General features: G+C 37.3%; 9 protein-coding genes, 4 tRNA genes and 1 pseudogene. 2 read left to right on the forward strand and 12 right to left on the reverse strand.

What is annotated here, in order from left to right; all coding sequences use genetic code 11:
• The 9 genes from ADIARSV_RS06695 to ADIARSV_RS06735 all read right to left on the reverse strand — a co-directional run.
• Positions 1-1171, reverse strand: a 1171-nt coding sequence (locus ADIARSV_RS06695; protein ID WP_052016968.1) for a 3-keto-disaccharide hydrolase, incomplete at its 3' end; no start/stop codon positions are given.
• 159 nt (positions 1172-1330) lie between these two features.
• On the reverse strand, positions 1331-3211 hold the full coding sequence (locus ADIARSV_RS06700) for a gamma-glutamyltransferase family protein (RefSeq protein WP_040299321.1): 1881 nt from the start codon (positions 3209-3211) through the stop codon (positions 1331-1333).
• Positions 3212-3363: 152 nt separating this feature from the next.
• On the reverse strand, positions 3364-4296 hold the full coding sequence (locus ADIARSV_RS06705) for a DNA adenine methylase (protein WP_016194683.1): 933 nt from the start codon (positions 4294-4296) through the stop codon (positions 3364-3366).
• Positions 4296-5879, reverse strand: coding sequence for a ParB N-terminal domain-containing protein (locus tag ADIARSV_RS06710; protein WP_200864726.1), 1584 nt, complete (start codon positions 5877-5879; stop codon positions 4296-4298). Before ADIARSV_RS06710 ends, ADIARSV_RS06705 begins: the two co-directional genes overlap by 1 nt.
• Positions 5880-5944: 65 nt before the next feature.
• Positions 5945-7516 (reverse strand): AAA family ATPase, encoded by a 1572-nt coding sequence (locus ADIARSV_RS06715; RefSeq protein WP_016194685.1) that lies wholly within the window; start codon positions 7514-7516, stop codon positions 5945-5947.
• A gap of 221 nt (positions 7517-7737) precedes the next feature.
• Positions 7738-7809 (reverse strand) — tRNA-Glu (locus ADIARSV_RS06720).
• 33 nt (positions 7810-7842) lie between these two features.
• A tRNA-Met gene (locus ADIARSV_RS06725) sits at positions 7843-7915 on the reverse strand.
• An 88-nt stretch (positions 7916-8003) separates the two neighbouring features.
• Positions 8004-8075: transfer RNA gene (locus tag ADIARSV_RS06730), tRNA-Glu, on the reverse strand.
• A 53-nt stretch (positions 8076-8128) separates the two neighbouring features.
• Positions 8129-8201, reverse strand: a tRNA-Met gene (locus tag ADIARSV_RS06735).
• Positions 8202-8335: 134 nt separating this feature from the next.
• Here ADIARSV_RS06735 and era point away from each other — a divergent pair.
• Both era and der read left to right on the forward strand, forming a co-directional pair.
• The gene (gene era / locus ADIARSV_RS06740; protein WP_016194686.1) at positions 8336-9214 is read left to right on the forward strand and encodes a GTPase Era; all 879 of its coding nucleotides are present in this window, start codon (positions 8336-8338) and stop codon (positions 9212-9214) included.
• A 91-nt stretch (positions 9215-9305) separates the two neighbouring features.
• The gene (der, locus tag ADIARSV_RS06745; RefSeq protein ID WP_016194687.1) at positions 9306-10607 is read left to right on the forward strand and encodes a ribosome biogenesis GTPase Der; all 1302 of its coding nucleotides are present in this window, start codon (positions 9306-9308) and stop codon (positions 10605-10607) included.
• Positions 10608-10811: 204 nt separating this feature from the next.
• Here the strand turns inward: der and ADIARSV_RS06750 are convergent, their stop codons facing one another.
• From ADIARSV_RS06750 to ADIARSV_RS21825, 3 genes and pseudogenes are all read right to left on the reverse strand, one after another.
• Positions 10812-12425: a S41 family peptidase gene (locus ADIARSV_RS06750; protein WP_040299323.1), complete on the reverse strand. Its 1614-nt coding sequence runs from the start codon at positions 12423-12425 to the stop codon at positions 10812-10814.
• Positions 12426-12522: 97 nt separating this feature from the next.
• Positions 12523-12858 carry an L-rhamnose mutarotase gene (locus ADIARSV_RS06755; protein WP_016194689.1) on the reverse strand — a complete coding sequence of 112 codons (336 nt, stop codon included), beginning with the start codon at positions 12856-12858 and terminating at the stop codon, positions 12523-12525.
• Positions 12859-12955: 97 nt separating this feature from the next.
• Positions 12956-13508, reverse strand: a pseudogene (locus ADIARSV_RS21825) (hypothetical protein); the annotation flags it as partial.

Below are 13508 nucleotides of genomic sequence, written 5' to 3' on the forward strand. Positions count from 1 at the left end.
CCACTTTATTATCCGGGTAAACCCTTATAATGCCCTGATTCCATTCCCCTATTTTCTTTATTGAAGCTGGAACTTTATTCGCTGTCATCAGATCATATAAAGAAGCTAATGTGCGGTTTCCATCCCTTCCTAGTTTAGCATCAGGATGTCTTTCATCATCCAATATCTGGTATTCTAAGCCTATTGCAGAACCTTTATTCCCTTCAGATTCCGTCACAAAATATTTTATGCCACTATTAGCTCCTTCTGTTAATTTAAAATCAAACTTCAATTCAAAGGCACTGAACTCATTGGTTGTTACAACGTCGCCTCCATTAGTTGATTCTGCACCTCCCGATTTTAGCACACTCAAAATACCGTCTTTTAACTCCCAGCCCTTTTGAGGAAATACCGTTTTATACGCTCCTCTCCAACCTGTGGAGGTCTTTCCATCCCAAAGAAGAGTATAGCCATTTCTTTTTTCCTGTGGGGATAGATTGTTTTGTACTAAATTCACCACTTCAATATCATCGTAAGGTGATGGTGTTAGATTGCTGGTCTTAATCCGAATATTTCGCCAGTGGATTTTTTTCCCTGGAACATCGTCTTTACCTATTGCATGAACCTGTAAGGCAATAAAGCCTTTTGCTGTCAGATCATCAATTACATGAGCGGTTGGGATTCCATTAATCCAGGTTCTAAGTGTATTTCCGATACACTCGATCCGGTACTTATTCCATTCCTCTTTCTTAAAAGCCGTTTTTGCAGATGGATTTATGTCTAACTGATAAAGCCAGCCTCTTCGAGCTTCATCATAGATTCCTCCACTCCAAGCTCTGCTGGAAGGATCAACTTCCATTTGATAACCATGCACTCTGCCATTATTGTAATCGGGTGTACTTAAACTTCGGAATTGGATGCCTGAATTCATTGAATTATCGACTAGTAATTCTAACTCAAGGATAAAGTCTCCGTAATCATGGGAAGTAGCTAAAAAGGAATTTGGTTCTCCACTTACTGTTGTACCTATAATTTCACCATTGATAACTTCATATTTTGCTTTTCCATTAAGCTGCTTCCAGCCTTTTAGACTTTTGCCGTTAATTAGATTCTGCCATCCGCTATTTGCGGTCTGCGCTTCCAGGTTAACTGCAAAAAACAAAGCAGCAATAATTGTTAGTGTCTTGAGCATTCGATTTATGGTTTATATGATTAATTTCCTAAATTCAAAAAAAGAAATCGGATAGTTATATCGCTAAGTTAAAACTTTATGACACAAAAAAACAATCTGCTCTTCTCAAGACAAAATGTAACCTAGTTGTTACTAAAAGGAATTAGCAAATTGATTTATTTACCATCCTATTCCATAATCTTCACCATGATTGCTAGAACCTCCCCATAAACTGTTGTGCTTCCAATCAAAATAAATAGCGTTAATGGGACCACTGGTACGATCATCAAAACTCAATGTATACCCCATCTTTTTTAGTTCATCACGAACAGTTTCAGGCGTATCATTATTTAATAAGATCTGTCCGGGTTTAGGCTCACGGTCAGCGGTTTTAGTTCCCCCTAAAGAAAGCCATAATTGGTTGGTATTGAAGTTTGCAGCTTCAGTAGCTTTCTGTACAGTCATATCAAATTCGGATACATTCAGAAAGAACTGCAATAAATTTTGATCTTGCGTATCGCCACCTTGCACAGCAGCTGACAAATAGGGTTTGCCCTCCTTTAAAAACAAGGAAGGGGATAAAGTAACGCGTGGCCTTTTTCCTGGTGCTACCACATTGAAAGGATTCAAAACGGAATCGAGCACAAAGCTTTGCATCCTTTGACTCATACCCATTCCTGTATTCCCGGCAATACAAGCTGGCAACCAGCCACCACTTGGTGTAATAGAAACCACCCATCCTTCTTTATCCGCAGCCTCTATAGAGGTCGTACCACGCAGTAACCTGTCCTGATATTCATCTTGAGGGGAGTTATTGCTCAAGTCATGTTTAGGAGCAAAATTACGTTTAGTTGTATCCATTTCAAATCCTCTTTTTTTCAATAGATTGATATACGGATTCTGCCTTCCCTCAAAAGGATATGGATTACCCGGACCAATATGCTGATCGTTCTTGTCATATTGAATCAGAGCAGCACGTTGTTTTGCATACTCTTTACTCAACAGTCCCTTGATTGGTTCATTTGGCTGAGCATATGAATCTCCATAATAAAAATCACGGTCTGCAAACGCAAGGTTCATCGCCTGATATACCGTATGGATATACTTCGTGCTATTATACCCCATTGCTTTAAGATCAAAATTCTCGAGGATATTTAATGCCTGAAGCATAACCGGACCTTGCGTCCATTGCTGCAATTTATATACATCAACTCCTTTATAATTTACCATCAGTGGCTCTTCTTCTATTGGTTTCCACTTAGCGAGGTCTTGCATGGTAATTAAACCACCCTGTTCCTGACAACCGCGTACAAACTCTTGCGCAATATCCCCTTTATAGAAACGATCATAAGCAGCCATCAGCGCTTCCTTCCTACTTTTACCTTTTTTTAAAGCTTGACTTTCCGCATCAACCATTTTGGTAAGCGTTTGAAGTAAATCTTTTTGTACGAAGATTTCACCAGCTTCAGGCGCTTCCCGATTTTCTCCTGCATGAGTAAGAAATACCTTTTTACTATAAGGCCATTGCTTAAGCAAATCCTTATTCCGTTCAATCGTGTTTGCCGACTGTGCCTCTATAGCATATCCTGCCGCCATATGCATGGCAGGAGCCAGCACTTGTTTCAGACTCATCGTACCGTAGTTGATCAACATGTAGATCAATCCACCGGGTGTACCAGGTGTTGTTGCTGCTAAGGGCCCATATTCAGGAGGAAAATTATATCCTTTGCTTTTAAAAAACTCGACTGTAGCACCTGTAGGTGCAACACCCATAGCATTAATCGCAATCACTTTATGGGTTTTAGGATTATAGATCAAGGCTTGCGTCTCGCCACCCCAGTTAAGCGTATCCCACATCGTGCAGGTTGCAGCAAGCATCGCACAGGCAGCATCAACAGCATTTCCTTTTTGCTGAAAAATCATTGCACCTGCCGTTGCACCCAAAGGTTTGCCTGTAATCGCCATCCAGCTACTTCCATATAACATGGGTTTCTGCGTTTGTTGGGCTGATAAGGGCAAAGTAAGGATGGTAAGAATGGAGATTACTGCCAAACATTTCATCTAACTAAGATACTGAGTCTTATGTGCATTTGAAACAAACTGCTCATCAAAATATTGTTGCAGACTTAATGCTAATATACCCATCTACCTTCTTGAATCAGAGCGTACTAGTACACGATCAAGCATCTTCATTACCATGTAATGACTATTGCTTAAACCCCTAAGTTTGTTTTTCGTGATCTCTTGGCTTTGTAAATGATATTTTTATCGCTGGATGTCCTTTTTATCGAAAAATTTAATGGATCCCAATTTTCTATTTCTGGCTGTTTTAGACTAGGGCTGAAAAATAGAATCTCTTGACCTAATCTAGATTCATAAGCAGTATGCTTAAAAGAAAACTCTTTCTTGGTACACTCTTGATATAAAGCTTGGATTTCTGGTACATTGTCGTAAGAAACAATCCATTTAATGTTTTTTATGCCTTTTATCTTTTCACTAACTGTTTTATGATTATCATCTTGATAGTGGTTCATGTAAAGGGAACTCGCTTTTAGATAATAAGGAGGATCAAAATAAAAAACCGTATTTTCATGATTAGATGCTTTCTGGATTTTATCAATAAGCTTCACTGCATCTTTTTGATACAGCGTTATATCTGTTCTACGCTTAGAAATCTTTTTGATTCTATCGATCAATTCAATTTTGTTAAATCGGCAATCCATGAGATACTTACCGTCTTGTTTTATTCCTCCTATAATACCCGCTTTAATTATTCCGGAACGGTTGGTTCTATTTAAAAAAAAAGTTGAAAACCCTAAGTCAAGAAGGCTTGCCTTTGTTTTATTGGTTTGAATTTTACGTTGAACTCTCCATTCCTGCGGTGTAATTTCTGCGCGTTCAATTAATTCACATAGCTCATTTGTTTTGTTTAGTACACAGTACCAGAATGCATAAATCGACCTATCCATATCGTTTATCGTGATTTTTTTTACAAATCCTTCAAATAAAAGAAATAGAGCGACAGATGCGCCACCGGAATAAGGCTCAACATAATGACCATCGACTTTATTGTCAACACATATCTTGGCTATAAAAGCTGATAATTTATTTTTTCCTCCTGGGTATCTCAAAGGTGAGTAAAGCATTAAATATCCATTAAATTGTTTGACAATGCATTAAACAATGGCTCTAAAGTATTCCAAGCTCTTCTGTTGACATTTATGTCTATTGTATAATTCAAATTATGTACAGCAAGGTCTAAGCCATTTTTTACATTATCTATGTAGTCTGTTATGTTCCTTAATTTGGCTGGTTCTGATATGATTTCTCTCAGTTCATGATTTTTAATATAATCCAGCATTGTTTTAAGACTTGATGCAAACTCTTTATCACCATCAAATCGTAATATTCTCATAAAATCTGCAGAATCAATATCTTCTGTAATGGAATACCTACTTTTTAGAAACACAGTTAATGTTTTAATTTTAGCAAGACCATCATTTTTCCTTTTTTGATTATTTTTTTCATTAAGTTTTTCACCTAAGTTACGTTTATCTATATAATAGAATAGAACCTGTTCAAGGTAAGTACGAATTAAAATAGCAAATGAGTAATATCTTTCAATAGGCAAAAATTTTAGTTCTTCAAATAGGAGATCAAGTTTTTCGTTTTCAAAGACCAAATAATAATCTCTAGGTATAATGAAATTACTTAAGTCACTTTTTTTTCTTACTTTCTTTCTTGGATTTATTTTAATCTTTTCTTCTTCAAGATTTTTCCTTTCAACGACACCATGGCTTTCAACATTCTCATTGTTGTCACTAACATAAAAATCAAATATCGTGTTTTCTTTCAGCTTATTCACATAAATAACCTTATCTTCTTCATTGTTAAATTCTCTTGAAAAACCTTTTGATTGAACCATTTCATTAAATACAAACAACAGTCTCTTTTCAAATTCGTCCTTATCTATTGTGATTATTAGCCCGCCATCCTCTGGCTTAAAGTCCACGCCAAGAAAAATCCTTGCATCGTCAAATTTGTAAAATCTTTCAAGATTCGTAATATCAAATTTTGAAATATCAATAAACTCGCCAGTATCCCTTAAATGAAGTTGCTGTGCTTCGAAAAATAGATTGTAAGCTTTTAGATAATTTTTTATGTTTCCCGAAGTTTCGTAAAGTAATTCACAGATATCGTTAATAACCAAACCGTCGTTATAAAACATATTTGCGACAAAAGCATATTGATTCCCTGTTTGCCATCGCTTAAGGGCATCACCTCGATGCCTGCTGTAAATTATTGGATTTGCTAAAAGTCTATTAGGGGCAATGTGGCATCTAAGTTTTCTATCTACTGGAAAATTATTGTCAACAATATTTCGAATTAAGATATTCGCTTTCGAGGTTGGGAGAAACTTCTTAGGATCTTGAAGTAATTTTAAGCATGCTGCTCTCCTATTCCCCTCTAAAACTATCTTTTTATCATTTTCAATACAAATAATAGGCTCTTCACCAATAAAATATCCTTCCTCAGAAATTTTTTTTGCGAGTTCATATACCTTTTCATTTTCAATTAAGTATTCTAATATTTGTGTTTGGTTTAAGCTCTTCCCTTGATAATTTATCCGAGGATTGTTTAAATCAAGATGCAAGGTACTAAGGGTATAATCAAAGGTTTCCCATGAGGTGTAGTCTATATACATTATATTAGGAGTTATTAATTTCATTACTCAACGGTAATGGTGAAATGAATGCAAACAGTCTAATGCTCTTCTTAATTAGCGATGTCATCTTAAGTTGTCATCTTTTCAATAGCGAGCTTAGTAGCAAATTTGTTGTAGACTTCGATGAAATCTGCAATAAATTGTTCAGTTAACGCATTATTTTCTTTAATCCAAGGATTTACTATCTTATTTGCATTAATTCCCCAATCTTTAAGATGTTCATTAAACCATTTCTTCGCCTTAACTCTGTCATTTAGAATATCTTTTAGCGTATAATCTTTAAAGCAGTATTGCTTTGTAAAGTTAATATTTATATTATCCCATACTGGCGATTCGTCATCAAGTTCATTTAGAAATGTAGCTAAAACACGCTCAGGAGATATATTTGTAGGAAGCAGGACAACGTTATCCAACCCCTTGACTTTTTTATAGTCTGATTTTTGTTCTTTAACATCGCCGTCCAAAAAGATTATAGAATTTGGCAATACAAATGAAGGAATTTTTCGGGTAGCTAAATCAATCAAACTACTACAGCTCAATGTGCAATCAACAAAATTGAACATACTTGCCTTTCTTTTCAGCAATGCCTTTGCAAACACTATACATTCTCTATCCTCTGTAAAAGCGTCTATTTTTAATTTTTTTCTACTTTCTATTGTTACATTTAATCTATGTCGAATTGTATCAATTGTAGCATTTTGGACAATCTTAATCTTGTGATTTTTTTTCTCCAAAAAGACAACTTTTATTTGTTCTTTCGTTGCATCGTTTGCTTTATTAAGCTCTTGCAATTCACAGGTCTTTTCAAGTATGGTTAATGAATGGGTGGTGAAAATGACTTGAATCTTATAGTCTGAACTAAATTTCCTTAAGGCTTCAATCAACTTTATTTGCGACCCAGGATAAAGTGTAGCATCCAACTCATCAATTGCTAAAATACCCCCTCGGTAAGTGCTGGGATATTTGTCCTTTAATCTTTTAAAAGATAGGACAGCCAATAGAATTTTGCCAACATTATCTTGTCCAGAAGAATTCTGTCTCCAATCATAATAAGCTGTATTTACACCTAGAGTATTTTTATCAGGGCTTTCTAAATAGTTAGCGGTAGTAATTTCCTCAGTGGATATAAGAATTTTTTGATGCCAACTTTTGAATAACTGCTCTTCTAATGAAGTTAAACTTTGTAAACTACTTTCATCTAACCTTAGGTCCTCACCAATAGGCATCAATCTCTTTAAACTCAAAAAGACGACAGGTAACTGGATATAGCCAGACCCTTTTGATCGGTCTCCCTTTTTCCAAAAACGTATTTTATCATTACCTCTTTTGATACTTTGCACTGTAAATGGAACTTCATTGAAGATATATAAAGTCCATTCGTGACCCTTTGCAATATCGAAAGTATCTGACATTTTGAATTTTTCGCTAAATGCTGACTTAAATGAACCTCCGCATAACGGTTTCTCATCTTTCATTGGATTTGAGGGATCATTAATAGTAAAGGGCTGACTTAACATGCCTAAAATGGTCGTTTTTTGTGTTCCATTTTGTCCCGCAATTATTGTTAGTTGAGATCCTAATTCTATTTCTACATTTTCAAAACCTCGAAATCTAGCTATTTCTGCTTTTTTTATTATCATAATTAGATGAAATAAATATTGAGCAGTTGACTACTAATCTTTTTAGACTTAATAAATAATTACTCATATTTTAATTGAGAATTTAATTCGAATAAGTTAATATAATTTTCGTTATATAGAGTAAAACTGAGAATATAAAATTTTTACTACTATCTGTAAAAGCAAAAACCCTGTAAATTTATCATTTACAGGGTTTTATGCGTTTTTGTACTTCTTAGAAGTAGCCCGCAGGGGAATCGAACCCCTATTTCTAGAATGAAAATCTAACGTCCTAACCGGTAGACGAGCGGGCCATTATAAAAAGAGTCATTTCCATGACTCCTAGGTAGCGGGGACCAGACTCGAACTGATGACCTTCGGGTTATGAGCCCGACGAGCTACCAACTGCTCCACCCCGCACTGTTTCTTTTGTGCATTTAGTAACTCTTGCTAAGCAATAATTACTGTTGATATCTTTTGCGAACACAAAGGTACGCTTTTTTTTCCGTAGTCCATAGGGGAATCGAACCCCTGTTTCTAGAATGAAAATCTAACGTCCTTACCCCTAGACGAATGGACCATTCTAGCTTCATAGAAAAGTTCTTATTTAGAACTTTTCTACTCAACTTCCGGTAGCGGGGACCAGACTCGAACTGATGACCTTCGGGTTATGAGCCCGACGAGCTACCAACTGCTCCACCCCGCACTTTTTTTTCCGTCAAACCAAGGCTTTTGAAGACCTCTTTAAAGAGCAAGAACAAGGTTCAGCACTGTTTGAATTGGACTGCAAAGATAAATTTCGTTTCTTTGCAGTCCAAATCTTTTTTAAAATAAATTTTCATGTCACATAAAGCCGGATTTGTTAGCATAATTGGAAAGCCTAACGCAGGGAAATCGACCCTGATGAATGCCCTGGTGGGGGAAAAGATGTCAATCATCACTCCCAAGGCGCAAACAACACGACACCGAATTTTGGGTATCGTAAACGAAGAAGCGTATCAAATTGTATTTTCTGACACGCCCGGCGTCATAAAACCGGTGTATGGATTGCAGGAAAGTATGATGGGTGCGGTCAATGATTCACTGGTTGATGCAGATATAATTTTGTTTGTAACCGACATCAATGAACGCTATGATGAGTCGGATGTAATTGAAAAATTAAAGAAGACGAATTCCCCAGTTGTGGTTATCATTAATAAAATGGACAAATCGACACAGGAATTTGTAACGGCAAAAATCGAACACTGGAAAACAGAACTTAACCCAAATGCGATATTTGCTATCTCAGCACTCCATGATCATAATGTTGGCGCTGTAATGGAATATATCATTGAGCACCTTCCCGAACACCCACCTTATTACGATAAAGACACCTTAACAGATAGGAACCAGCGCTTCTTTGTAACGGAAATTATCAGAGAAAAGATCTTTACCTTATATGCACAGGAAATTCCTTACAGCACAGAAGTGATCGTAACTGAGTTCAAGGAAGAAGAGAAGATTGACCGGATAAGTGTGGAGATCATGGTAGAGCGTGATTCACAAAAGAACATCCTGATTGGCACAGGCGGAGAAATGCTTAAAAAAGTAGGCACCTATGCAAGGAAGGATATTGAAGAGTTCCTTCAGAAAAAAGTATTCCTCCAAATGTTTGTAAAAGTCATTCCCGACTGGCGCAATAGAAAGAATTACTTAAAGCGATTTGGGTATGAAGATTAATGAATAAAACAAGCCATAAATTGGCTTATGTTTGTAAAACGAATACATACAGGCTGTTCACGGAAATACGGACCTGAAATTTAAAACAATAATGAGTAATATAGTAGCCATAGTAGGACGTCCAAACGTTGGAAAATCAACTTTATACAACCGACTTACTGAGACCCGAAAAGCCATCGTAGACGATACGAGCGGCGTTACACGCGACCGCCATTACGGTGTGGCCGAGTGGATAGGAAAACCTTTTACAGTAGTCGATACAGGCGGATACGTAGCCCATTCAGAAGATGTCTTTGAAGCAGCCATCAGAGAACAGGTACTTATCGCAATTGAAGAAGCAACAGTTATTCTGTTCATGGTGGATGTTACCACCGGCATAACAGATCTGGACGATAGCATTACCGACGTACTGCGCAGAAGTAAAAAGCCAGTATTGGTCGTTGCCAATAAAGTCGACAACAATCAACTGCTTAACGACACCCATATTTTTCACGGATTAGGATTAGGCGAAATTTTCCCTATTTCCTCCATGACCGGATCAGGAACAGGTGAGCTGTTGGATGAAGCAGTGAGCCATTTTAATGATCTTCAGGAAGAAGAGTCAACACTTCCTAAGTTTTCTATTGTAGGCCGTCCAAATGTGGGTAAATCATCCCTGATTAATGCCCTTATAGGAAAAGAGAGAAACATTGTTACCCCTATTGCCGGTACAACCCGCGATTCGATCCATATTCATTACAATCAATTTGGTCATGAGTTCATGCTTATTGATACTGCAGGTCTGCGTAAAAAGACTAAAGTAAAAGAGAATTTAGAATTTTACTCTGTAATGAGAACGATCAAAGCGATCGAAGAAGCAGATGTAAACATTCTGATGATTGACGCTGTTGATGGAATCGAATCACAGGACATCAACATTTTCCACCTGGCAGAAAAGAACAAAAAGGGAATCGTTATCCTGATCAACAAATGGGATTTAATAGAAAAAAACCAGAACACCACTAAGGTTTTTGAAGAAACCATCAGAGAGCGTTTAGCTCCATTTAATGATGTCCCTATCGTTTTTACCTCAGTAATTGAGAAACAACGTATTTTTAAAGCAGTAGAGGCTGCACAAGCAGTGTACGAGAATAAAATAAAAAAGATTCCTACATCAAAGCTGAATGATATCATGCTTCCTATCATTGAGAACACCCCTCCCCCTGCTTTAAAAGGGAAACACATTAAAATCAAATACATCACTCAAATCCAGGCGTCATCACCTATGTTTGCTTTCTTCTGCAACTTACCGCAGTATATCAAGGATCCATACAAACGTTTCCTGGAAAATAAATTAAGAGAGAACTTTGACTTTACAGGAGTGCCAATCCAGATTTTCTTCAGACAGAAATAAGAGGATGCGTTACTTCAGCCTTTTAGTAATCCTCTGCGCTTTTTCCTATACAGGATGTAACGCAGAGAATGATAAAGTTCAACAAGAAAAACGAGATTCACTTGAAACAGTACGGATCGCAGATTCGCTACTCCACCTGGAATTGAATTTAGATAGTATTAACATCAAGGACACCGTCCTTAAATAACAAAACGTACCATACGGTTACTTAAATTCCTTAAGTGACCGTAAAAGTACATGGTCATCTTCATTTAAAACGTGATAATAGGCCGCCTCCCCAAAGTAAAAGCGAGTTAACAAAGCCTTCAGATCAAGCATAATCAAGTGCCTTGCAACGTCAAACTCCTTTGCAGAAAATATAATATTCTTCGATTTAGCCAGGGCAACCAGCTTTTTATACTGCAGGTTAGAAATGTTAAACTCAGCTGAAAGACTATTCAAATTCACAGGCCGCTTCGCTTTAATCAGATAGCTATACACATACTCATTCAATACAGCCTTCCTGCTTAAAGCATAATAAAGCTTGTTCGTCTTGCTGGTATCAACCGGAACATAAATATCAGGCATAATACCTCCCCCTCCATAAACTATCCGACCAGAAGTAGTCCTGAAAAATTTATCCTTTGTAGAATATAGATTACTCATCAGATGCTCTTTATCCTGAAGCAGCTCCCCACTACTCAAACGATTAGATACTTCCTGAAAATATTCAGCTTTACCATGTAAATAAGGCTTTTGAATAGACCTGCCCGATGGTGTATAATAACGCGCTACGGTTAAATTGAGCGAAGATCCATCACCAAAATTAAACTGCTCCTGCACAAGGCCCTTTCCAAAAGAACGGCGCCCAACAAGAATACCCCTATCCAAATCCTGTATCGCACCCGCAATAATTTCACTTGCTGAGGCAGTTCCTTCATCAATCAGCACCACTAGTTTACCCTGCTCATAATTACCTGCACGCGTGGCAAAGTAATCTGTTCTAGGCTCATGCTGCCCCTGGGTGTACACAATTAGTTTATTTTCAGGCAAGAACTGGTCTGCCAATGCGGTTGCGGCATTTAAATACCCCCCCCCATTTTCACGAAGATCCACAATCAAACCCTTCATACCCTGCTTTTTCAAACGGATTAGCTCGGCCTGAAAATCCTCATCGGTCTTTGCTCCAAACTTACTAACTTTAATATAGCCTATCTTATTCTGAAGCAGATAAGCCACATCGATACTACTAATTGTAATCTTATTTCGTGGAACCTGATAAACGATTTCATCGGTAACACCATACCTTCTTATGGTTAGATTCACCAAAGTTCCCTGCCGACCTCTAATCAACTCAACTATTTTCTTAGAAGTAGCACCCGTTCCTGCAATGTTCACCGTTCCGATTTTCAAAAGCTGATCACCGCTTTGAAGTCCCGCTTTTGCTGCCGGCCCCATCGAATTAAGATGCGTGATGATCAAGGTATCATTTAATAGCTGATACTCAATACCTACTCCATCATAGTTTCCATTAATATCGTCGCTGAATTGTCGCGCCTCTACAGGAGGGAGGTACGCAGAATGAGGATCTAAATGATTAAGAATCTCATTAATAGCCAGATTTTGAAAGGTATCTAACTTAACATCGTCTACATAGTTCTCTTTTATGAGATCAAGAACCTGGCTTAATTTACCTCCATCTTCATCCGATTGAAGTCTATTAGTTAATTCATTATTTGTTTTATTATTCTCTTTCTGAAACTTGGGCCCCAGAACCATTCCCAACACCAACGCTCCCGTATAACAGGCGGCGATCAATAAATTTTTCCTCGTAGACAATGTGTGATATTTTCCGACGCTAAATTAACACAACGCGAGCCATTTTACGATGTTTATTGCAAATAAATTGTAATTAAATTGCAGATTTTAACGAATACTAAAGTTGGAATATTTTATCCATCATTACCCATTTCTCGTTCTCTTTTGCCCATGGTAATGGTGACTGAAATTCCCACATCAGCTTTTCCCATTCCTGCACTTTTGGATTTAACGCATCCATCGCAGCCTTTTTATCGAAATCAAACGAGTCATCTGTTTCCATGATCATAAAAAGACGGTTCCCGGTACGGTATATTTCCATATTCGTAATACCAGTCACCTCAATACTTTTCAAGATTTCAGGCCAGCAATTTTCATTTTTATGCCAATGATCATACGCGGCAATTAAAGCAGGATCATTTTTAAGGTCTAGTGCAAAGCAGAATTTATTCATGCGCTAATTTAAAAAAACAGTTTTACTCCAACAAACATAAACCGTTAATACTCTAAAAAAACATCAGATGAGCTCTGTATTTAGGTGTGGAAATGGACTATAAAAAGGTAGGAGAAAAGGTAATCATAGACCAGGCCCACTGATTAACGCCCTTATGAATGGTACCCTTTACCGCTTCTAAGGTTTTGGTGGAGAATAACTGAGAATAACCCAATTTAAAATTTACACCGGGATAAAGATTCAGGTTGTAAATAAGATCCGCTTCCTGACCGAAGGAGCTTGAAAGCTTGGTAGTTGAGAAATAAACATCAACCGGAGCATTAAACTGATGAAGATTAAACAATACCATAGATTTTGTACCCGTTTTAATCTTAGTATTCAGGTATATATCAATTAGCCCTGCTGTTCTTCCCGCTTGAGCATGTGCATTTCCTACGTAGAAGTAGTCCATAAACCCATAAAACTTATGGTTCGTTCCAAAGGTCGGATCAAATGCGCCTTCCTTTAAAGAGCCCGCTTTTGTACCTGATAAATAGTCAACGCCTAACTCCGGACTAGCGAAAACTTTTGGCAACGCAGCACTAAAAGCGAATAAATAAGCACTTACATCTGCCGATGCAGCTGTTTTACCTGTTTGATAATATACCTCC

This window comes from Arcticibacter svalbardensis MN12-7 (genome assembly GCF_000403135.1).
In the GTDB taxonomy this organism is placed as follows: Bacteria; Bacteroidota; Bacteroidia; order Sphingobacteriales; family Sphingobacteriaceae; genus Arcticibacter; species Arcticibacter svalbardensis.

Coding starts and splice junctions, on each gene's coding strand:
- ADIARSV_RS06710 (WP_200864726.1), bottom strand. CDS start 5,879: ATGAAATTAATAACTCCTAATATAATGTATATAGACTACACCTCATGG.
- ADIARSV_RS06715 (WP_016194685.1), bottom strand. CDS start 7,516: ATGATAATAAAAAAAGCAGAAATAGCTAGATTTCGAGGTTTTGAAAAT.
- ADIARSV_RS06705 (WP_016194683.1), bottom strand. CDS start 4,296: ATGCTTTACTCACCTTTGAGATACCCAGGAGGAAAAAATAAATTATCA.
- era (WP_016194686.1), top strand. CDS start 8,336: ATGTCACATAAAGCCGGATTTGTTAGCATAATTGGAAAGCCTAACGCA.
- ADIARSV_RS06755 (WP_016194689.1), bottom strand. CDS start 12,858: ATGAATAAATTCTGCTTTGCACTAGACCTTAAAAATGATCCTGCTTTA.
- der (WP_016194687.1), top strand. CDS start 9,306: ATGAGTAATATAGTAGCCATAGTAGGACGTCCAAACGTTGGAAAATCA.
- ADIARSV_RS06700 (WP_040299321.1), bottom strand. CDS start 3,211: ATGAAATGTTTGGCAGTAATCTCCATTCTTACCATCCTTACTTTGCCC.